General features: G+C 76.6%; 17 protein-coding genes and 1 other RNA gene. 7 read left to right on the forward strand and 11 right to left on the reverse strand.

Annotated elements, in window-relative coordinates; genetic code table 11:
• Positions 1–41: 41 nt before the first annotated feature.
• The 3 genes from ACZ7LB_RS01065 to ACZ7LB_RS01075 all read right to left on the reverse strand — a co-directional run bounded on the left by ACZ7LB_RS01065 (position 42) and on the right by ACZ7LB_RS01075 (position 2,736).
• On the reverse strand, positions 42–878 hold the full coding sequence (locus ACZ7LB_RS01065; protein WP_471464577.1) for a hypothetical protein: 837 nt from the start codon (positions 876–878) through the stop codon (positions 42–44).
• 168 nt (positions 879–1,046) lie between these two features.
• Positions 1,047–2,069, reverse strand: coding sequence for an N-acetylmuramoyl-L-alanine amidase (locus tag ACZ7LB_RS01070; protein WP_471464579.1), 1,023 nt, complete (start codon positions 2,067–2,069; stop codon positions 1,047–1,049).
• A gap of 10 nt (positions 2,070–2,079) precedes the next feature.
• Positions 2,080–2,736 (reverse strand): class I SAM-dependent methyltransferase, encoded by a 657-nt coding sequence (locus ACZ7LB_RS01075; RefSeq protein WP_471464581.1) that lies wholly within the window; start codon positions 2,734–2,736, stop codon positions 2,080–2,082.
• A gap of 395 nt (positions 2,737–3,131) precedes the next feature.
• On the opposite strand from ACZ7LB_RS01075, the gene ACZ7LB_RS01080 reads away from it, so the two are divergent.
• On the forward strand, positions 3,132–4,592 hold the full coding sequence (locus ACZ7LB_RS01080) for an MFS transporter (protein ID WP_471464583.1): 1,461 nt from the start codon (positions 3,132–3,134) through the stop codon (positions 4,590–4,592).
• Positions 4,593–5,332: 740 nt separating this feature from the next.
• Here the strand turns inward: ACZ7LB_RS01080 and ACZ7LB_RS01085 are convergent.
• Positions 5,333–6,532, reverse strand: coding sequence for a hypothetical protein (locus ACZ7LB_RS01085; RefSeq protein ID WP_471464585.1), 1,200 nt, complete (start codon positions 6,530–6,532; stop codon positions 5,333–5,335).
• A 196-nt stretch (positions 6,533–6,728) separates the two neighbouring features.
• On the opposite strand from ACZ7LB_RS01085, the gene ACZ7LB_RS01090 reads away from it, so the two are divergent.
• The 3 genes from ACZ7LB_RS01090 to ACZ7LB_RS01100 are packed head-to-tail and all read left to right on the forward strand — an operon-like array spanning position 6,729 to position 9,693.
• On the forward strand, positions 6,729–7,595 hold the full coding sequence (locus tag ACZ7LB_RS01090; protein WP_471464587.1) for a Nif3-like dinuclear metal center hexameric protein: 867 nt from the start codon (positions 6,729–6,731) through the stop codon (positions 7,593–7,595).
• Complete coding sequence (locus tag ACZ7LB_RS01095) at positions 7,592–8,335, forward strand: zinc ribbon domain-containing protein (RefSeq protein ID WP_471465100.1); 744 nt, start codon at positions 7,592–7,594, stop codon at positions 8,333–8,335. Before ACZ7LB_RS01090 ends, ACZ7LB_RS01095 begins: the two co-directional genes overlap by 4 nt.
• Before the next feature lie 23 nt (positions 8,336–8,358).
• Entirely contained in the window at positions 8,359–9,693 is a 1,335-nt protein-coding gene (locus ACZ7LB_RS01100) for a bifunctional RNase H/acid phosphatase (protein WP_471465101.1), read from the forward strand.
• On the opposite strand, the gene eda is transcribed toward ACZ7LB_RS01100, so the two are convergent.
• The 3 genes from eda to ACZ7LB_RS01115 all read right to left on the reverse strand — a co-directional run bounded on the left by eda (position 9,668) and on the right by ACZ7LB_RS01115 (position 12,942).
• A complete protein-coding gene (gene eda / locus ACZ7LB_RS01105) occupies positions 9,668–10,372 on the reverse strand; it encodes a bifunctional 4-hydroxy-2-oxoglutarate aldolase/2-dehydro-3-deoxy-phosphogluconate aldolase (RefSeq protein ID WP_471464589.1) in 705 nt (234 codons plus the stop codon). The two genes, ACZ7LB_RS01100 and eda, sit on opposite strands and share 26 nt — an antisense overlap.
• 676 nt (positions 10,373–11,048) lie before the next feature.
• A complete protein-coding gene (yaaA, locus tag ACZ7LB_RS01110) occupies positions 11,049–11,831 on the reverse strand; it encodes a peroxide stress protein YaaA (protein ID WP_471464591.1) in 783 nt (260 codons plus the stop codon).
• 319 nt (positions 11,832–12,150) lie between these two features.
• Positions 12,151–12,942: a MerR family transcriptional regulator gene (locus ACZ7LB_RS01115; protein WP_471464593.1), complete on the reverse strand. Its 792-nt coding sequence runs from the start codon at positions 12,940–12,942 to the stop codon at positions 12,151–12,153.
• A 390-nt stretch (positions 12,943–13,332) separates the two neighbouring features.
• On the opposite strand from ACZ7LB_RS01115, the gene rnpB reads away from it, so the two are divergent.
• An RNA gene (rnpB, locus tag ACZ7LB_RS01120) (RNase P RNA component class A) lies at positions 13,333–13,739 on the forward strand.
• 821 nt (positions 13,740–14,560) lie between these two features.
• On the opposite strand, the gene ACZ7LB_RS01125 is transcribed toward rnpB, so the two are convergent.
• Positions 14,561–15,019: a MazG-like family protein gene (locus ACZ7LB_RS01125; RefSeq protein WP_471464595.1), complete on the reverse strand. Its 459-nt coding sequence runs from the start codon at positions 15,017–15,019 to the stop codon at positions 14,561–14,563.
• Between the two features lie 53 nt (positions 15,020–15,072).
• Positions 15,073–15,615 (reverse strand): DoxX family protein, encoded by a 543-nt coding sequence (locus tag ACZ7LB_RS01130; protein ID WP_471464597.1) that lies wholly within the window; start codon positions 15,613–15,615, stop codon positions 15,073–15,075.
• Positions 15,616–16,319: 704 nt separating this feature from the next.
• Between ACZ7LB_RS01130 and ACZ7LB_RS01135 the strand changes: the two genes are divergently transcribed.
• Entirely contained in the window at positions 16,320–16,646 is a 327-nt protein-coding gene (locus ACZ7LB_RS01135; protein ID WP_471464599.1) for a nuclear transport factor 2 family protein, read from the forward strand.
• Between the two features lie 311 nt (positions 16,647–16,957).
• Here the strand turns inward: ACZ7LB_RS01135 and ACZ7LB_RS01140 are convergent, their stop codons facing one another.
• A complete protein-coding gene (locus ACZ7LB_RS01140; RefSeq protein WP_471465102.1) occupies positions 16,958–17,692 on the reverse strand; it encodes an SDR family oxidoreductase in 735 nt (244 codons plus the stop codon).
• A gap of 357 nt (positions 17,693–18,049) precedes the next feature.
• Between ACZ7LB_RS01140 and ACZ7LB_RS01145 the strand changes: the two genes are divergently transcribed.
• Positions 18,050–19,693, forward strand: a complete 1,644-nt coding sequence (locus tag ACZ7LB_RS01145; protein WP_471464601.1) for an alkaline phosphatase D family protein — start codon at positions 18,050–18,052, stop codon at positions 19,691–19,693.
• Here the strand turns inward: ACZ7LB_RS01145 and ACZ7LB_RS01150 are convergent.
• Complete coding sequence (locus tag ACZ7LB_RS01150) at positions 19,680–20,714, reverse strand: Gfo/Idh/MocA family protein (protein ID WP_471464603.1); 1,035 nt, start codon at positions 20,712–20,714, stop codon at positions 19,680–19,682. The two genes, ACZ7LB_RS01145 and ACZ7LB_RS01150, sit on opposite strands and share 14 nt — an antisense overlap.
• Between the last annotated feature and the right edge of the window lie 67 nt (positions 20,715–20,781).

Consider the following 20,781-nt stretch of genomic DNA (forward strand, 5'->3'; position numbering starts at 1 on the left):
CCGGGGGAGGGAGGCCGTCGGCGGTGCGGCGGGTCCGGCGGTCAGCCGCGCTGGATGCCCGAGGAGTCCTGCAGCACGCCGCGGCGGCCGTCCTGCGTCTGGGCGATCAGGTTCTGACCGCGCTGCTCCACCGCCAGGTACCAGGTGCCGGGCGCCAGTTCCGCGATCGGCGAGGACGAGCCGTCCTCCGCGTACAGCGGACGCGGCACCGGCACGGCGAACCAGAACGGGGAGAAGTCGCCCGCGGGCTGCGCCGCCTGCGCGGCCGGCTGCGGCTGGGGCTGGCCCGGCTGCGGCTGGCCGCCGAAGGGCTGACCCGGCTGACCCGGCTGGCCCGGCTGGCCGCCGAACGGCTGCTGCGCGCCCGGGTAGCCGTAACCGCCCTGCGGCTGGCCGCCGTACGGCTGCGGGGCGGGCTGCTGGGGAGCGCCCGTCAGCGGGGCCTTGAGGGCCGGGACCAGCGGGGTCGCGATGGCGGCGCCGGCCAGCGCCAGCGTCGCGATCAGGCCCAGGACGAGCCCCGTGCCCGCGTTGACGTCACGGGCGCCGAGGCCGTCGTAGATGTCGTCGAACGGACCCAGCGGGTCGATGATCGTCCAGAACGCCGTCCAGGCGGAGAAGACCGCCAGGACCACCCCGATCTGGCCCAGTTCGAGGCCGACGACCTTCCGGGGCTGGGGGAGTCCGCGCGCCACCACGATGAGGGCGGCGCCGGCGATGCCGCCGACGTACATGCTCATCACCAGGCCCAGGTTGTCCCAGGCGTTGGGGATGCCGCTGCCGTTGCCGCTGAATGAGTCCAGGAACGACGCGATGAACAGCAACACCGCTGCTCCGATCACCACGCCGTCGCCTCGAGTGAGGGAGCGGATATTCACTTCAGGTCCTTCGTAGATCGGTCTCGTCGTCGGTGGAGGCGCCGCCGCCGTCCGGGCCGCCGGCCCGGTGCGCGGCGCGGGGGTGGCCCCTCGTCGTACGGGCGACACTATCGCCTGCACCCGGAGGCTGTCCGCCCCGGAGAACCGGCCCGGAACACCCACCCGGCATCACCCGCGCAGAAAACTCACGATTCCCTCGGAGATGCCCCGTGCCGCCTTCTGCCTCCAGGCACCGCTGGTCAGCAGCGCCGCGTCCTTGCTATCGCGCATGTTGCCGCACTCGATGAACACCTTGGGAACCGTTGACAGATTGAGACCACCCAGGTCCTGACGTGTGACGAGACCGGTACCGTCGCCGAGGTAGTTGGACGGGGCGGTGCCGGTGGCCCGCACGAACCGGCCCGCGACCCGCTGTCCCAGCTCGGCCGAAGGGCCCACGATGGCCCGGGTGTCGGCGGCGCCGTCGTGCACCGCGCCCGGCAGGATCACGTGGAAGCCCCGGTTCCCGGTGCCCGAACCGTCGGCGTGCAGGGAGATCGCGGCGTCCGCGTGCGCCTCGTTGCCGATCCGGGCCCGCTCGTCCACGCACGGGCCGAACGGGCGGTCGCCGTCCTGCGTCAGCCGCACCGTGGCGCCCTGCGCCTCCAGCAGGTCCCGCAGCCGGTGCGCCAGGTCCAGGGTGAACCGGGCCTCCGGCCAGCCCGCGTCGGTGGCGGTGCCCGTGGTGTCGCACTCCTTCCAGTGCGTGCCGATGTCCACCTTGCGGTTGATGTCGGCGGTGTGCTGCGCGTTGCGGGGGTTGTGCCCCGGGTCGATCACCACGACCTTCCCCCGCAGCGGGCCGCCGGGCCCGGAGGGGGAGGGGGCGGACGGCGCGGACGCGGAGGGGTCCGCCGCCGGGGCGGAGGACGGGGGGCCGGAGCCGTCCCGGCCGCCGCCGGGCCCGGTGCCGTCCGCCCCCGGGCCGCCCGTTCCCGTGGCGTCCGGGGAGGTGCCGGACGGGGGCGCGGCGGCGGTGCTCCCGGCCCGGCCCGGACCGGTGCCGTCGTCCCCGCCGCCGACCGCCGCGTACACCCCCCAGCCCAGCAGCGCCCCCGGCACCAGCGCGGCCAGCGCCACCGTCAGCGGGCGGCGCAGCGGTGAACGGCGGGGCGGCTGCGGGGGATCGAGTTCCGGTCCGGTGTACGACACGGCAGGCACTCTAACGGGGCGCCCGGTCCCCCGTCCGCCGCAGGACCCGCAGCGAGCCGGTGGCCGACACCTCGGTGAACTCCCCGGAGCCCAGGGCCCGGAGGTACACGCGGTAGGGGGCCTGGCCGGTGAACTCGTCCACCGGGTCGGGGAAGACGTCGTGGATCACCAGCAGACCGCCCTCCGCCACGTGCGGGGCCCAGCCCTCGTAGTCGGCGTTCGCGTGCTCGTCGGTGTGCCCGCCGTCGATGAAGACCAGGGCGAGCGGGGTGCTCCAGACCGCCGCCACCCGGGGGGAGAGGCCGACCAGCGCCACCACGTGCTCCTCCAGACCGGCCCGGTACAGGGTGCGGCGAAAGGCGGGCAGCGTGTCCATCACGCCCAGCTCGGGGTCGACCGTCGCCGGGTCGTGGTACTCCCAGCCCGGCTGCTGCTCCTCGCTGCCCCGGTGGTGGTCCACGGTGAGCGCGGTGACCCCGGCCCCGCGGGCCGCGTCGGCCAGCAGCAGGGTGGAACGCCCGCAGTAGGTGCCCACCTCCAGCAGCGGCAGGCCCAGCCCGCCCGCCTCCACGGCCGCCGCGTACAGGGCCAGGCCCTCGTCGGCGGGCATGAATCCCTTCGCCGCCTCGAACGCGGCCAGGATGTCCGGCGTGGGTGCCGCGGCCATGGGGGTCCTTCCGGTCGTGCGGACGCTGTGCCGCCCCATGCTGCCGCACCGGGGGCGGGGCCGGAGGGGAGGGGGCTCCGCGGGTGTTCCGGCAGGGGAGCCGGGGGCGCGGGGGGACGCCCCGGCACGGGGAGCCGGGGCTCGGGGACCGCCCGGGGATATAGGGGACGCGGGGTCACGGGCGCGGGACGCGGGACACGGGCGGGGGCGGCGGGGGCGGCGGGGCGGCCCCGGCGGGGTCCGGTGGCGGGGAGGTGCGCCGGGGGTGTCCGCCCCGGGGCGCGGTCCCCCGAGCGCCGGGGTGTGCGCCCCGTGGGGTTCGCCGGGCCCCGTGCTGCCGCCCGAAGCGGAATATCCGCCGCCGGGTGTGTCCCCGCCGGGAACGGGTTGAGACCATGGCATCCATGCCCGACACCTCAGCCGCCCGCCCCACCGCCCGGATATCCCCGCCCCGCCGCACCCCGCCCGCCGGCCTGGTGGTGGCACTCGCCTGCGCCGGTCAGTTCCTCGTCGTCCTCGACGTGTCCGTCGTCAACGTCGCGCTGCCGTCGATGCGGACCGATCTCGACCTCACGGCCCAGGGCCTCCAGTGGGTCGTCAACGCCTACTCCATCGCCTTCGCCGGGTTCATGCTGCTCGGCGGACGGGCCGGGGACCTGTACGGGCGCAAGCGGATGTTCCTGCTGGGGATCGGCCTGTTCACGCTGGCCTCGCTCGGCGGCGGGCTCGCCCAGGAGGGCTGGCAGCTGCTCCTCGCGCGCGCCGTGCAGGGGCTCGGCGCGGCGGTGGTGGCGCCCTCGACGCTGACCATCGTCACCGAGGCCGTCCCGCCGGGCGCCGCGCGGGCCCGGGCCATCGCGACGTGGACCGCCGTCGGCGCGGGCGGCGGGGCCGCCGGGGGGCTCGTCGGCGGGGTGCTGGTGGACACCCTGTCCTGGCGCTGGGTGCTGCTGATCAACGTGCCCGTCGGCGTGGTCGTGCTGGCCGGCGCGGTGCTGGGGCTGTCCGAGAGCCGCTCCGCGGGCGGACGGCGGCTCGACCTGCCGGGCGCCGTGCTGGTCACCGCCGGTCTGGCCACCCTGGCGTTCGGGATCTCGCAGACGGAGTCCACCGGCTGGGCGGCGGCGGCCACGCTGGTGCCGCTGGTGGCCGGTGCCGTGCTGATCGGGCTGTTCCTCGTCGTCGAGGCGCGCACCGCGGCCCCGCTGATGCCGCTCGCGCTGCTGCGGGTGCGCTCGGTGGCCTCGGCCAACACGGCGATGATGGTCTCCGGTTCGGCCATGTTCTGCATGTGGTTCTTCATGACGCTCTACGCCCAGAACGTGCTCGGCTACACCCCGCTGGAGGCCGGGCTCGCGCTGGTGCCGAGTTCGCTGGCCGTGGTGCTCGGCTCGAAGTCGGCACCGCGCGTGATGCGGGCCATGGGGGCGCGGAACGTGGCGGTGCTGGGCACGTCCCTCGCGGCGGCCGGGTTCGCGTGGCAGTCGACGATGACCGCGGACGGCGGGTTCGTCACCGCGATCCTGGTGCCGGGGGTGCTGATGATGCTGGGCGCGGGGCTGGCGGGGACCCCGCTGGCGTCGCTGGCCACCTCGGGGTCGGCGCCGGGGGACGCCGGGCTGGTCTCCGGGCTGGTCAACACCTCGCGGACGATGGGCGGCTCGCTGGGGCTCGCGGTCATGGCGACCATCGCCGCCGCCCGCTCCGGGGGCGAGTCCGCCGGTCCCGAGGCGCTGACCGAGGGGTACGCGCTGGTCTTCCGGGTCGGCGCGGTGGTGCTGGCCGCGGCCGTGCTGCTGATGTGGCTGTGGCTGCCGTCGCGCGGGAGGCGCCCGGCGGACGGACCCCGGGGGTAGCGCCGTCGGCGGTGCGCGGGCCGGGGCCATCCGCCGACACCGCCGGGGGTGCCGACCTCACCGGGGTGCCGATGACGCCGGATACGCCGATGACGCCGGATACGCCGATGACGCCGGGTGCGCCGATGCCGCCGGGTGCGGTGGCGCGGCGCCCGTCACCGGGAGGATCGCGCCGGGAGGTCCCCCGGGGCCGTGCCGCCGGTCGCCGGTCGTTGTCCCCGTCGCTCGTCGCTCGTCGCTCGTCGCCCCTCGCCCGTGGGCCGGAACCGGCTCCGTACCGCCCCGGGACGGGGACGGCCCGCATCCGTCGGCGGGAAGCGGGCGCCCGCCGCCGCCCACCACCGGGGCCGCCGAGCCGCCCCGCCGCGCATCCGCCGCACCCGCCGGGCCGACCGGCCCGTTCACGCCGCGGCCCCGCCCGTCGTAGGTGACGGGCGGGGCCGCGGTCGGGTGCTGGGCCGTGCGGTGGCGTCAGGCCGCCGCCGGTCCCGCGTCTTCGGCGGGCCTGCGGTGGCGGCCGTTCGGGGCCGCCCGGCCCTCCTGCTCGGACACCGGTCCGCGGTGCCGGCCTTGGCCGGTCGCGGCCCCCTGAACGTCGGCACCGTCGGCCTGCGTCGGCTGGGTCGTGCTGGCGTTGCTCATCGGAAGGAATTCACCCCGTATACATGATCTTTCCTGTGGGCCGAGCGAGTGTAACCGGCACACCTCGGGCCGAATCCAGGCGGCCACGCCGACCGGGATTATTTCGTTACAAGCTGTGCGAGCGGGGCTTGTTGGAGCGGTACGGGGCGGGCCGGGGCCGGGTCCGGCAGCGCCGGGGGGAGCGCTCCGGGCGGGGTCCCGGACGGCTCGTCGGACGGGGCCCGTGCCGGTGGCTCCGGGACGGCCGGTGAGGCGAGCCGTGCCAGGCCGCAGGGCGTCTGCGCGGTGGCGTACGGCAGGTGCAGCACGGCGTCGGCCGTCCACAGCCCGGCGCCCGCCAGCCAGCCCTCCGGGGCCGGGATGTGGCGCAGCCGCCGCTCGGCCGGGTGCCAGACGGCGACCCAGCTCCCGAAGGCCCCGTCGACGCGCAGCGCCACCGCGCACCGCTCCGGCGTCAGCGCCTGCCCCGGCTGGATGGCGAACGGCGTGATCACGCAGTCCCGCAGCCGCAGGCACTCGGGGAACCGCACCGGCAGGGTGCTGCCCAGGACGCCCCAGCCCAGCCGGGGCCGCCCCGGCGAGGGCGCGTCCGAGCGGATCATCAGCAGCCCGCTGTCCGGATCGGCCAGCAGCACCCGGTCGTCGCTGTGCTCGGCGATCTGGAGCAGCGGCGACACCTCGCAGCCCCGCCCCAGGTCCACCACGACCGCCTTCACCCGGCCCCCGGTCTCCCGGTCGAGGGCCAGTATCCGCCCCGCGCGGTCCAGCCAGGCCCCGCCCGAACAGCGGCCCGGGATCTCCGCGAGGCACCGGGGACCGGAGCCGCCGCCCGCCACCTGCCAGAGCGCGGTCGCCCGCGGGCCCACGGCCAGGGCGTACGCCCGCTCGCCGCCCGGCGCCGCGGGCAGCAGCCGCAGCCGGGTCTCCGCGTCCCGGCACCCCACCGCGCCGAGCGGCAGCTCGCCGGTGCCCGGGCCGGTCGGGTAGAGCAGCGCGAAGACGTGCCGTCCGCCCGCGACCCGGTGGATCAGGACCCGCCCGTCGCCCATCGGCTGCACCTCGGTGCCGGGCTCCTCCGGCTGGTTGCCCGGCAGTGGCACCGCGTAGGGCTCCGGCCCGTCGAGGGTCCAGCGCTCCGGGTACCAGCAGTCGCCGCGGCGGGTGAGACGCGCCGCGTACCCGCCCTCCGCCGTGATGGCGCAGTCCGCACGAGGCGGTCCCCCGTCCCCCGGGACCACGTCGCGCTCGGCCTCGTGGTCCGCCGTGAGCCCGACGGGCTCTGTGGCACACGCTGTCATCGTTCGGTCACCTCCAGCGACGAAGCTAGTTTTCGTACGCACGGGCGGGGGAGAGACAGCGGCCGTCATCACACAAACGGGTGTCACAGAAACGATTCCTCCGAGGACAACGGGGTGGTGTGCTGGACATCGCCGGTCCGGCCCGGTCAGGGGCGGCGGGTACGGCGGCGCACCGCGCCCGGGTAGCCTTGCCCCCGTGCCCCGTCTGTCAGAAGTCATCGCCGCGCTGGAGAACCTGTGGCCCGCCGAGCGGGCCGAGTCCTGGGACGCGGTCGGCACCGTGGTGGGCGACCCCGGCCGGGAGGTCTCCCGGGTCCTGTTCGCCGTGGACCCCGTCCAGGAGATCGCCGACGAGGCGGTGGAGCTGGGCGCCGACCTGCTCGTCACCCACCACCCCCTCTACCTGCGGGGGACGACGACGGTCGCCGCGTCCACCTTCAAGGGCCGCGTGGTGCACACCCTCATCAAGCACGACGTCGCCCTGCACGTCGCCCACACCAACGCCGACACCGCCGACCCGGGCGTCTCCGACGCGCTGGCCGGGGCCCTCGGCCTGCGCGTCCTCGGCCCCCTGGTGCCGGACCCGGCCGACCCCGCGGGCCGCCGCGGACTCGGCCGGATCTGCGAACCGGAGCACCCGCTGACCGTCCGCGAGTTCGCCGCCCTCGCCGCCGGGCGGCTGCCCGCCACCGCGCAGGGCGTCCGCGTCGCGGGCGACCCGGACGCTCCGGTCCGCACCGTCGCCGTCAGCGGCGGTTCCGGCGACAGCCTCTTCGACCACGTGCGGGCGGCGGGCGTCGACGCCTTCCTCACCGCGGACCTGCGCCACCACCCGGCGTCCGAGGCCCGCGCCCAGGGCCCCCTCGCGCTGCTCGACGCGGCGCACTGGGCCACCGAATGGCCCTGGTGCGAGCTGGCCGCCGCCCAGCTCGACGCGATCTCCGACCGCGAGGGGTGGGCCCTGCGGGTCCACGTCTCCCCGACGGTCACCGATCCCTGGACCGCCCACGCGGCGTCACCGTCCACCCCGCCCTCCGAACACACCGCAGGAGCCCCCAACTGAACGCCGCGCCCGCCGACCAGATCCGACTCCTCGACGTCCAGGCCCTCGACGTCCGGCTCCAGCAGCTCGCGCACCGGCGCCGGTCGCTGCCCGAGCACGCCGAGATCGAGTCGCTGACCAAGGAGCACGCCCAGCTCCGCGACCTGCTCGTGGCCGCGCAGACGGAGGAGAGCGACTGCGGCCGAGAGCAGACCAAGGCCGAGCAGGACGTGGACCAGGTGCGCCGGCGCGCCGCCCGCGACCAGCAGCGCCTCGACTCCGGCGCCGTCACCTCCCCGAAGGACCTGGAGAACCTCCAGCGCGAGATCACCTCCCTCGCCAAGCGCCAGGGCGACCTGGAGGACGTCGTCCTGGAGGTCATGGAGCGCCGCGAGTCCGTCCAGGAGCGGGTCGGCGAGCTGACCGGCCGGGCCGCCTCCGTCCAGGAGCGGATCGACGACGCCACCGGGCGCCGCGACGCCGCCGTCGGGGAGATCGACGGCGAGGCCGCCTCGGTCACCAAGGAGCGCGGGGTCATCGCCGCGACGGTGCCCGCCGACCTGCTGCGGCTCTACGACAAGCTGCGCGAGCAGCAGGGCGGCGTCGGCGCGGCGAAGCTCTACCAGCGCACCTGCCAGGGCTGCCGCCAGGAGCTGGCCATCACCGAGCTGGCCGAGGTGCGCTCGGCGGCGCCCGACACCGTGCTGCGCTGCGAGAACTGCCACCGCATCCTGGTCCGTACGGCCGACTCGGGGCTGTAGGGCGCGTGACGGGGGCGGAAGCGGTGCGGGAGTTCGTCGTCGAGGCCGACGGCGGGTCGCGGGGCAACCCGGGGCCCGCCGGGTACGGCGCCGTGGTCAGCGACGCGGTGACGGGGGAGACCCTCGTCGAGACCGCCGAGTACCTGGGCGTCGTCACCAACAACGTGGCGGAGTACCGGGGGCTGCTGGCCGGGCTGCGCGCGGCCCGCGCGCTGGACCCCGGGGCGCGGGTGCGCGTCCGGATGGACTCCAAGCTGGTCGTCGAGCAGATGTCGGGGCGCTGGCGGATCAAGCACCCCGACATGAAGCCGCTGGCGGCCGAGGCCGCGCGGGTCCTCCCGCCGGAGCGGGTCAGCTACGAGTGGATCCCGCGCGCCGAGAACAAGCACGCCGACCGTCTGGCCAACGAGGCGATGGACGCGGGCGCGCGCGGCGAGGCGTGGTCCCCGTCGGCGTCCACGGCGGAACTCGACGCGGCGCCGGGCGGGACGCGGTCCGCCGGGTCCCTCTCCGGGGCGGGCGCGCGGGCCGCCGCCGGCGAGGCTCCCGGCGCCGGAGCGTCGACCGGGACCGGAGCGCCCACCCGGAACGGCGGGGGAGCGGGGGCACCCTTCCCGGCCGAGCCGGGCGGCGCCGGTGACCGGGCCGGGACCGGCCGGGGCGCACGCGACCGGGCCGACGTCCGCGCCGCCTCCTCCGTCGCCTCGCCCGGCTGGGGGCCCGCCGACATGGGCGCCCCGGCCACCTTCGTCCTGCTGCGGCACGGGGAGACGGCGCTCACCCCGCAGAAGCGGTTCTCCGGGAGCGGCGCCGGTGGCGACCCCTCGCTGTCCGACGCGGGCCGGGAGCAGGCCGCCAGGGCGGCCGACGGCCTCGCCCGGCGCGGCACCGTGCAGGCCGTGGTGGCGTCGCCGCTGGCCCGCACCCGGGAGACCGCCGCCGTGGCCGCCGCCCGCCTCGGCCTGGAGGTGGCGCTCGACGAGGGCCTGCGCGAAACCGACTTCGGCGCCTGGGAGGGCCTCACCTTCGGCGAGGTCCGCGAGCGGTACCCGGACGACCTGAACGCCTGGCTGGCCTCCCCGGACGCCCGGCCGACCGGCGGCGGCGAGAGCTTCGCGGAGACCGGCGAGCGGGTCGCCGCCGCCCGCGACCGGCTGGTCGCCGCGTACGCCGGGCGCACCGTCCTGCTGGTGTCGCACGTGACGCCGATCAAGACCCTCGTACGCCTCGCCCTGGGCGCCCCGCCCGAGGCGCTGTTCCGGATGGAACTGTCGGCGGCCTCGCTGTCGGCGGTGGCGTACTACGCCGACGGCAACGCCAGCGTCCGCCTGTTCAACGACACGTCGCACCTGCGCTGAGTCCGGCCGCCTCGCGGGCCAGCGCCTCCACCCGCGCCCAGTCCCGCCCGGCGACGGCGTCCTTCGGCAGCATCCAGCTCCCGCCGACGCAGCCGACGTTGGGCAGCGCCAGGTACTCCGGCGCGGAGGCCGGGCCGATGCCGCCGGTCGGGCAGAACCGCGCCTGCGGCATCGGCCCGGCCAGCGCCCTGAGGTAGGCGGTGCCGCCGGCAGCCTCCGCGGGGAAGAACTTCATCTCCCGCACCCCGCGCTCCAGCAGCGCCACCACCTCCGAGGTGGTCGACACCCCCGGCAGGAACGGCACCCCGGACCCGAGCATCGCCGTCAGCAGAGCGTCCGTCCACCCCGGGCTGACCAGGAACCGCGCCCCGGCCGCGACCACCTCGTCGACCTGGTCCGGCGTGAGCACGGTGCCCGCCCCGACCACCGCGTCCGGCACCTCGGCGGCGATGGCGCGGACGGCGTCGACCGCGACGGGGGTGCGCAGCGTCACCTCGATCGCGGGCAGCCCCCCGGCGACCAGCGCGCGGGCGAGCGGCACGGCGTCGGCGAGGTCCTCGACGACCACGACGGGGAGGACGGGCGCGAGGTCCAGCACCGAGGGCGGGGGCACCGGCGCGGGGGCCCCGGCGGGGGAGGAGGGAGCGGGGGAGGACGGGGACGGCACAGGCGAAGTCATGCGGTCATCGTGCCCGGACCGGCACACTCCCTGCAATCGCCGTTGCGAGGGGTGCAACCTGCGTGAGTGGCTCCGTCGTCGACGGGTGCGGGTGCGGGTGCGGGTGCGGGTGCGGGTGCGGGCGCCGGGTGTCGGTGCGTCGGGTTCGGCGGCGGTACTGGCCCGGGCCGGGCGCGTGGGCCACGTTGGCAGGGTACGGGTGGCCACCCCCGGCCGGTGCGGCACCCTCCGGCGAGGACGCAGGGACCACGGGCGTGACCGGCCCGGTGGGGCGCCCGGATCGTCCCGGGTCATGGAGTGCCGTGCCCGGGGGGCACGCCCGTATCGCCGGGGGTGCCCGGACCGTTGGCGGGACTGGCCGGGTGGGGCGCTTGGGCCTTTTGGGCCGACGGGGTGCCGGGCTCGGTGGCGCGCCGGTATCGGTGGGGAGGTCCGGTCGCCGGGGGTGCCCGGACCGTTGGCGGGACCGGCCCGGCGGGGCGCCCGGGCCCTTCCGGGCCGACGGGGCACCCGGCCCCGGTGCAGCGCCCGTATCGGTGGGGAGCCCGGCCGTCGGGGTGCCGTGCCGCCCCGGATCACCGGGGCGCTCGAACCGGTTCGGCACTCCCGGGGGCACCCGCACCCGCGCACCCGCGCACCCCGGACGCCTCGGCACCGCCGGGGGAGGCCGCGGGGGCTAGTGGATCTCGTCCACCAGCACGTCCAGCGCCCACGGACGGCCCGCCCCGCCCGGTGTCCGGGTCTCCACCGTGTGCCCGAGGTCCCGCAGGGCCGTCACCAGCTCCTCGGGGGTCCCGGGCGCGGTGCCGGTGGTCAGCAGGCTCCGCACGATCCGGCCCTTGGTCGCCTTGTTGAAGTGGCTGACGACCTTCCCGGTCGGCGCGTGCAGCACCCGCACCGTCGCCGTCCGCGCGGCGACCGCGCCCTTCGGCTTCCACGCCGCCGCGTACGCCGCCGACCGCAGGTCCAGTACCAGCCCGTCCCCGGCCGCCTCGGGCAGCACCGCGGCCATCGGCGCCCGCCAGAACGCGCCCAGCGCGCCGAGCGCGGGCAGCCTGACGCCCATGGAACAGCGGTAGGAGGGGATGCGGTCGGTCACCCGCACCGCGCCCCACAGCCCCGAGAACACCAGCAGCGAGCGCGCCGCCCGCCGCTTCGCGGCCGGGTCCAGGGTGGCCAGGCCGAGGGCGTCGTAGAGCACCCCGGTGTAGATCTCGCCCGCGGGCCGGGCCCCGGCGGTCCGCAGCGCGGCGTTCTTGCCGACCTCGCCGCGCAGCCCCTCGCTGAGCCCCAGCACCTCGCGCGCCTTCTCCTCGTCCCCGGCGCACAGCTCGACCAGTTCCGCGAGCACGGTCTCCCGCGCGTCGGCCAGCCCCGGCAGCGACAGCGACTCCGGCTTCAGCGGGGCCCCGCGGCCGGACGCGGCCTTCCCCTCGGACGGCGGCAGCAGGACAAGCACACGTACTCCTTCGGATCGGCCCCCGGTCAGGGTACGGCGTGACCGCCGCCCCCGGACGACGGCCCGTGCGGGCACCCCGCCGACGCACCCGGAGGTGTTCCGCCCGGCGTGGCCGGGCGGGCCGGGGGACCGCGGCCGGGGAACGCGTCCGGGCCCGCGCGGGCCCGTGGGGGCGGTCCGGGCGCGGGGGACCGGGGGCCGCGGTCCGGGTCCGTGCCGCGCGGGGGCCCGGCCTCCGGTCCCGGTGGCCGCCGCGCCGCCCACAGCGCCAGCCCGGCCAGCACCCGCAGCTCGTGGCGCGCGAGCAGCCCGGCGCACCTCATGGGCCGTCACCGGAGGCCAGGCGCAGGGCCAGCCGGACCGCCTCCGCCTGGGCGGGCGCGAAGTCGGCGTAGAAGGCGCGCAGGAAGACCCCTTCGGAACCGTCCCCGTCGCCGCTGCCCGCACCGGCACCCGTCCCCTCCTTCCCGCCGTCCAGCAGACCGGGGGGCAGGCAGGCGGCCAGCGCGCGGGCCGCCTCCGCGACGCGCGGATCGCCGGGCGCGGCGTCGGCGAGCGCGTCGAGCAGGGCGTAGGCCCGTCCGGCCCGTTCCGGCGCGCCGGGCGGCCCGACCGCGCCCCGCCACGCCTCCAGCAGCCGTTCCCGGTCGCCGGGAGGCACCGTGGAGTCCAGCAGCGCCAGCACCTCGCGGTCCCGGGCCGCCATGGGGGAGTCCCCCGCGGCCGGAGCCATCCGCGCGAACAGCTCCGCCAGCTCCGGTGACACCGGCCCCTCGGCCGTCGGCCGGCCCTCCGCCCGGAGCAGCGCCCGCAGCCGCTGCCGCCGCTCCGCCAGTTCCGCCTCCTGCCGGGCCAGGTCCGCGTCCAGTTCCTCCAGCACCGCCTCCAGGTCCCTGCCCGCGTCGTCCGCGAGCACGTCCCGCACCTCGGCCAGACCGAGACCCAGCTCGGTCAGCCGCCGGACACGGGCCAGGACGACGGCGTGCCGCAGGGTGTACGTCCGGTAGCCGTTGGCCAGCCGCTCCGGTTCGGGCAGCAGGCCCTGTTGGTGGTAGTGCCGCACGGTCCGCGTCGTGACACCGACGATGGCGGCGATCTCTCCGATCCGCATGGGTCCAGTACAGACGTTGACGTCGCGGCAGGGTCAAGCCGCCAGCCCTGCCGCCCGGTCGTCGCGCCAGCCCCGCCCCGCCCCGCCGCCCGTGCGTCGCGCCCGCCGTGCGCCCCGTGGGCCGTCCCCTGCCCCGGACCCCGTACCGCCGACGTCCCGGCCTTCCGACCTGTCCCGGCCTCCCGGCCGCCCGTCCCCGGCGATGCCGCGTCCCGTCCGACCTCCCGCCCCGTCCGGCGGTGGCGGCGGGGGCGGGGGCGCTCTTCCGGGGCGAACGGCTGCCGGGGGCCGTCGCCGCCTTCGCGCTGATCCTCACCGGCTCCGTCCTGACGGCGGCGGCCGGGGCACCGGGGCGGCGCGCCCGCCCGGTACCATGGTCGGCACGGCAGACGAGCCGGGCGGACGGCCGCGTGGAGTTCCCTTGACAGGGGGCTTCCCGAGGAACGTCCGGGCTCCACAGGGCAGGGTGATGGCTAACGGCCACCCGGGGTGACCCGCGGGACAGTGCCACAGAAAACAGACCGCCGGAGGCCTCGGCCCCCGGTAAGGGTGAAACGGTGGTGTAAGAGACCACCAGTGCCCAGGGCGACCTGGGCAGCTAGGTAAACCCCACCCGGAGCAAGGTCAAGAAGGAAACACCCCGGTGTTTCTGCGCGGACGATCGAGGGCTGCCCGCCCGAGTCCGCGGGTAGACCGCTGGAGGCCGGTGGCAACGCCGGTCCTAGATGGATGGCCGTCACCGGCGGGACCGCGAGGCCCCGCCGGAACAGAACCCGGCGTACAGCCCGACTCGTCTGCCGCCCACCCAGCCCGTCTGCTGGGCGCGGGGCAGGGGCGCCTTCGCCCGCCGGCGCGGCTCCCCCACGGGGCCGGGCACGGCGCGCCGCCCTCGAAGCGGTATCGCGCGGACTCCTCCCCGGCAACGGCCCGTTCCGGTTCGACGACCGCCAGGGGGCGTCCCCGGGCGGTTCCCCGCTCGGCCCGCCGCACCGTCCGCCGAACTCACGACCTCCGGCACCGTGTGAACCTCGTGGACGTCGCCACCGGATCGCAGCATGGCCGGAACAGGGCCGAAGACGGCCGGACCGCGCACCGGCACGGCCCCCCGTGCCTCTGGGACCGGGGGAGGACGCTCTCACCGCCCGGCAGGACGCGGGCTCACCACCGCACTCCGGCCCGGCCCGACCATGGGCCCCGACGGCACCCGTGCGGTTCCCCGGACCCGGCGGCCGCTCCCGGGACCTGCCGGTCCGGTCTGCCGACCACGGGAGCGCCTTCCGCGAGCCGGGGGCGGGCGCCCTCGGACAGCGGTCGCGCGGTGCCCCCAACCGCTCCGCCACCGTCCGGTGGAGGCACCGGACCCGCTCCACCCGACCCTCTGCCCCCTCCGTCGTCGTCCACCGGCCCTAGTGACCTGAGTCAGAGATATTCGGGTAGTTCTCGCGAGTTGCCCGGTGTGCCGGAGGCCGGATGTCAGCAGGCCGGGCCGGACCTGCCGGCCTCTCGGCATCCGGCTGATGGGCGCGATCTGACGAAGAATCTCTGACTCAGGTCACTAGGGTCTTTCGTTTGGATCAGGCCGGACCCCGCGAGCCCGGCCTGATCCAAACGAGAGGCCCTAGCCGGAGGATCCCCGGGCGGTGGCGGCTTCCTCCTTGCCGGGGCCCGTTCGGGAGTCCGTCGTCAGGGAGCGTTCCGCGACGCGCGCCAGGTGGCGGGTGAAGACCCGGCCGGGCTCCGGGGTGAGGGTCCGCAGGGCCACCAGCGCCGTGAGGGCGACGTCGCACAGCTCCGCCCGCACGTCGTCCCAGGTGTGGGTGGTGCCCTTGCGGGGGTTCTGGCCGGTCGCCCCGATCACCGCCTCGGCGACCTCGCCCACCTCCTCCGACAGCTTCAGCACGCGCAGCAGCAGCCCCTCCCGGCCGCCCACCGGCTGCTCCCGTTCCAGCCACCGCCACAGGGCGTCGACGGTCTCCCAGGGGACGGGGTCCGCGGTGCCCGCACCGGCGGCGGGGGAGGGGGAGGGGACGGCGGCCGAAGGGGCGGCGGGGGCGTCCCCGGGGGTGTCGCTGGTCATGGGGCGCAGCCTCCCACGGTGCCCGCGCCCGCCGGGGGAGTTCGGCGGCGCTCTCAGGGGAACAGGGGCTCCTGCTCGCCCTCCGCCGCCCTGCGCACCCGCTTGGTGCGCGCCCCGACGACCACCGCCGTCGCCGCGGCCACCGCGCCGATCGCCGCCGGGACCATCCAGCCCCGGTTGACCGCGTGGCCCAGCGCGTGGTCCAGGGAGATCCGGCCGGGGCCGGTGACCGCCAGACCGACGGCGGTCAGGCCCAGCGAGGCCGCGTACTCGTAGCCGCCGCCCTGCGCGAAGAAGCCGTTCGGGGCGTGCACCGCCGCCGCGCCCGCCATCGCCCCGGCCGCCGCCGCGCCCGCCGCCGGGGTCGCCAGGCCCAGGGCGAGCAGCGCTCCGCCGCCGGTCTCCGCGAGGCCCGCCGCCATCGCACTGGTCCGGCCGGGGGCGTAGCCCACCGACTCCATGAACGCGCCGGTCCCCTCGATCCCGCCGCCGCCGAACCAGCCGAGCAGCTTCTGGGAGCCGTGCGCCGCCAGTACCCCGCCGGTGCCCAGCCGGAGCAGCAGCAGGCCCAGATCACGGCGTTCGAAGCAGGTCATGTTCGGCTCCCGGACGTACGGCGACGGCTCTCCACCCGCCCACCTTCACCCCGCCGGGCGGTACGGGCCCCTCCGGAAACGCCGTTCGGGTGGCGCCCGGCCCCGGCCCCCGGCTTCGGTCCCCGGGCTTGGTTCCGGCCCCGGCCGGGCTCCGTCGTGTGCGCTCCGGCTTCGGTCCCGGGGCTCGGCCCCGGCCCCCGGCCGGACTCCGTCGTGCCCGCTCCGGCCTCGTTCCCCGGCCCACGACTCCGACCTCGGGCAGCCTCCGGCTCCGGCGATTGGTCCGGCACCGTCCGCCCGTGCGTTCCGGTATCGGCACCGGCGCGCCGGGGTCCCGGCGTCTGCCGTCAGGGCCTGGCTCCGGCAGCGGTGATCGACTGCGCTGTCCGCCTGTCCGCCTGTCCGCCTGTCCGCCTGTCCGCCTGTCCGCCTGTCCGCCCGCGACACCGGCTCGGCACCTGGGGCCGGTCCCGCCCGTCCGCCCGGCCCGGTCCCGTCCGTAGGTCCGGCCCTCGCGTGTCCGGCCCTCGCGCCGGTGGGCCCGTACGCTCGGCCCTCGCGCCGCTGGACCCGGCCGGTCCGGCCCCGGCACGGTCCGGCCCCGGCCCCCGGCCCCCCGGCATCGGCAGGGCCCCGCCCCGTCCCGTGCGCCCCGCCGCGCGGCCGGGTGGCGGGGGTCCGGGGGCGGTGTGACGCTGACCGGCATGACGATTCAGCCCACCCGGCTCAGCGACCCGGCCGTCCGCGCCTTCGTCGCCGCCGTCAACGCCCATGACCGCGAGGCCTTCCTCGCGCTGCTCGCGCCCGACGCCACCATGGCCGACGACGGCGACGACCGGGACCTCGACCAGTGGATCGACCAGGAGATCTTCTCCTCCCACGGGCACCTGGAGGTCGACCGGGAGTCCAACGGGGGCCGCGCCCTCGTCGCCCGCTACCGCAACGACACCTGGGGCGAGATGCGCACCCGGTGGGACTTCACGGTCGACGAGGAGGGCAGGATCGCGCGGTTCGAGACCGGCCAGGCGTGACCGCCTCCGCACGGGAGGCCGGGGGCCGCGTACGGGACGGCGGCCGTTCCACGTCACCGGTGTGCATCCGCGGTGCCACGCGGGTCCACCCCCAGTCGGTGCCGTTGAACGGCCGCCGTCTCCCCCCCTCGCGATGGTCTGCGCGCCCGGCGGAATCTGACGGAGGATCAGCACTCCGTCTGTGAAGTTCTGGTGAAGGAGAGTTCAGCACAGATCCACGGTCCGCCGCAATGGCGCGCCTGTGCGAAGACCGGCCACAGGGGCAGTCCCGGCCCGCCGTACGCGCCGCGCGGACCGCCGCCGGGCTCGGCTCAGCCCCGCCCCACGTACGGCATCGCCGTCGCCATGACCGTCGTGAACTGCATGTTCGCCTCCAGTGGCAGTTCCGCCATGTGCCGCACCGTGCGCGCCACGTCGGCGACGTCCATCACCGGTTCCGGCGCGATCTCGCCGTTCGCCTGGAGCGCCCCGGCCGCCATCCCGGCCGTCATGTCCGTTGCCGCGTTGCCGATGTCGATCTGGCCCACCGCGATGCCGTGTCTCCGGCCGTCCAGCGAGAGGGACTTGGTGAGCCCGGTCAGCGCGTGCTTCGTCGCCGTGTACGCCACCGAGTGCGGGCGCGGGGCGTGTGCGGAGACCGAGCCGTTGTTGATGATCCGGCCGCCCCGGGGCGTCTGCTCCTTCATCGCGCGGTACGCCGCCTGCGCGCACAGGAACGCCCCGTTGAGGTTGGTGTCCACCACCTGCCGCCAGGCGTCGTAGGGGAGTTCCTCGACGGGGACCCCGGCCGGACCGAACGTCCCCGCGTTGTTGAACAGCAGGTCCACCCGGTGGAAGCGGTCCCTCGCTGCGGCGAACAGGGCCTCCACGTCGGCGGGTCGGGACACGTCGGCGCGGACCGGGAGCGCCGTGGCACCCGGGGGAGCCAGTGCCGCCGTCTCCTCCAGGGGCGCGCGGCGCCGTCCGGCGAGGACCACCGACCAGCCTCCGCGCAGGAGTTCGGCGGCGACGGCCCGGCCGATGCCGGAACCGGCGCCGGTGACCACGGCGATCCGGCCCGAGCCCGGCCCGCCGCCGGGCCCCGCTCCCGTGGTCGTGCCGCGCCCGCCGGGCCCGGCGTTCGTGGGCGTGCCGCGCCCGGCGGCCGGGGTGCGCGCGGCGCCCGCGGCGTCCCCGGCGCGCGGTTCCGGGGCGGGTCCGCGGTGCCCGCCCGCGCTCTCCCCGCGGTGCCCGCCCGCGGCTTCCCCGTCGTGGGTTCTCTCGGTGTTCATGGCTCGGCAGCGTACGTGTGGCGGAACGCGGGGAACTCATCCCCGCGACACGCTTTCGCCATGTCCGCGCCAATGAGGTGTCGTCCCGGGCGATTCGAATGCCCCCTGCACCCATCGCCAGGGGAGGACCGGATGACATCCGTCGACCACCGCCAGCCCGGACACGCGCCCGAACTCCGCGCCGCCGCCCGCCACATGGGCCGCCGCCGCTTCCTGACCGGCACCGGCGCCGCCGCCGCGCTCGCCTTCGCCGTCAATCTGCCCGGCACCGGCACCGCCGGCGCCGCCGAACTCGACCCGGCGCGGCTCACCGCCGACCCCTTCACCCTCGGCGTCGCCTCCGGCGACCCGCTGCCCGACTCCGTGCTGCTCTGGACGCGGCTGGCCCCCGCCCCGTTCCAGGCCGACAGCGGGCTGCCCGCGCGCCGCGTCACCGTCGACTGGGAACTCGCCCTCGACGAGGGATTTCGCGGCGTCGTCCGGCGGGGCCGGGCCACCGCCCACCCCGAGTTCCACCACGCGGTCCACGTCGAGGCCGGCCACCTCGCCCCCGGCCGCGTCTACTACTACCGCTTCCGCGCGGGCCGCCACACCAGCCCCGTCGGCCGCACCCGCACCGCGCCCGCCGCCCGCAGCCTCCCCTCCGGGCTGACCGTCGGCCTCGTCTCCTGCCAGCGCTACGACCAGGGCCACTTCACGGCGTACCGGCACCTCGCCCAGGAGGACCTCGACGTCGTCCTCCACCTCGGCGACTACCTCTACGAGTACGCCGTCAACGACACCGGCGGCGCCCGCGGCTACCCGGCCGGGACGCTGCCCGCGCTGTTCCGCCGCGAGACGGTGACGCTGGAGGACTACCGGCTGCGCTACGCCCTCTACAAGTCCGACCCCGACCTGCGGGCCGCGCACGCCGCCCACCCCTTCGTCGTCACCTGGGACGACCACGAGACCGAGAACAACTACGCGGGCGACGTCTCCGAGGACGAGGTCCCCGCCGAGGAGTTCCTGCTCCGCCGGGCCGCCGCCTACCGGGCCTACTGGGAGAACATGCCGCTGCGCCGGCCGCAGCTCCCCCGGGGCCCCGACCTGACGCTCCACCGGCGGCTGCACTGGGGGCGGCTCGCGCAGTTCGACGTGCTCGACACCCGGCAGTACCGCTCGAACCAGGCGTACGGCGACGGGTGGCAGTACCCGGGCCCCGAGTCCGAGGACCCGTCGCGCACCCTGACCGGCGCCGCCCAGGAGCGCTGGCTGATCAACGGCTGGCACCGCTCCGACGCCCTGTGGAACGTGGTGCCCCAGCAGGTCACCTTCGCCCGCCGGTACAACGCGACGACCCTGCCGTCCAAGGTCTCCATGGACTCCTGGGACGGCTACCCGGCCTCCCGGGACCGGGTCCTGGCCGGGGCGCGCGCCGCCGGGGTCGAGAACCTGATGGTCCTCACCGGCGACGTGCACGTCCACTACGGCTTCGACATCAAGCGGGACTTCGACGACCCGGACTCCCGGACCGTGGGCACCGAGATCGTCACCAGTTCCATCACCAGCGGCGGCGACGGCACGGCCAGGCCGTCCAACTGGAAGACGCTGATGGCCGCCAACCCGCACCTGAGGTTCTTCAACGGGCTGCGCGGCTACGCGACGGTCGCCCTCGGCAGGGAGGTGGCGCGCACCGACTTCAGGACGGTCTCCCACGTGACCACCCCGGGCGCGCCGCTGACCACGGCCGCCTCCTTCGTCACCGAGGCCGGCGAGCCCGGGCTCAAGCCGGCGTGACCGCCGCCGACGGCTCATCGCCCGGGTAGCGGACGCCGACCCGGTCGCGGATCGCGTCCAGCGTCCGCATCACGGCGAGGGTGCCGTCCAGCGGCACCAGCGGCGACTCGCTCTCCCCGGCGCGCAGCGCGCGCATCACCTCGCGGGCCTCGTGCGCCAGGGTCGCCGGGGAGCCGTCGGCCGGGTCGGCCGTGAAGGTCTCGGGATCGCGGCCGTCCCGGTGCAGCACGAAGCGCTCCGGGGCGAAGAAGCCGTCCGGCACCTCCACGCGCCCGGTGGAACCGGTGACCGTGGCGGAGTTGGCCGACCCGCCGACGACGGAGCAGTGCACCGAAGCGAGAGCACCGCTCTCGTACGAGAGCAGGGCACCCGTCTGGAGATCGACGCCCTCTTCCGAGAGCACCGCTCGCGCGGCGATGTCCGAGGGCTCGCCCAGCAGCAGATGCGCGAGCGACACCGGATACACGCCGAGGTCCAGCAGCGCGCCCCCGCCCTGCGCCGGGTCCAGCAGCCGGTGCCCGGGCGGGAACGGCCCCGCCAGCCCGAAGTCGGCCCGCACTCCGCGCACCTCGCCGATCGCACCGTCCGCCACCAGCGCCCGCAGCCGCCGGACCAGCGGATGGCAGTACATCCACATGGCCTCCATCAGGAAGCTCCCCCGCGCGCGGGCCAGCGCGACCAGTTCCCCGGCCTCCCGCGTGTTCAGGGTGAACGGCTTCTCGCACAGCACGCCCCGGCCCGCCTCCAGACAGAGCCCGGCCGCCGCCCGGTGCGCCGCGTGCGGGGTGGCGACGTAGACCACGTCGACCTCCGCGTCCCGCGCCAACGACTCCCAGTCGCCGTACGCCCGGGGTATGCCGAACCGCTCCGCGAAGGCCCGCGCCGACGTCTCCGTCCGCGAGGCCACCGCCACGACCTCGGCGTCCGGGAGGGCGACCAGATCCGCCGTGAACGTCGCCGCCATCCCGCCCGTCGCCAGAATCCCCCAGCGCACCCGCCGCCCGGTCGTCACCGCCGACATCGCCCCACCCTCGATCACGTTCGGTCAAACCCGTACGAGCTGAGAGCATAGGTGGCGGATCCGTCGA

The sequence above is a fragment of the Streptomyces sp. NPDC107521 genome (assembly GCF_055598485.1).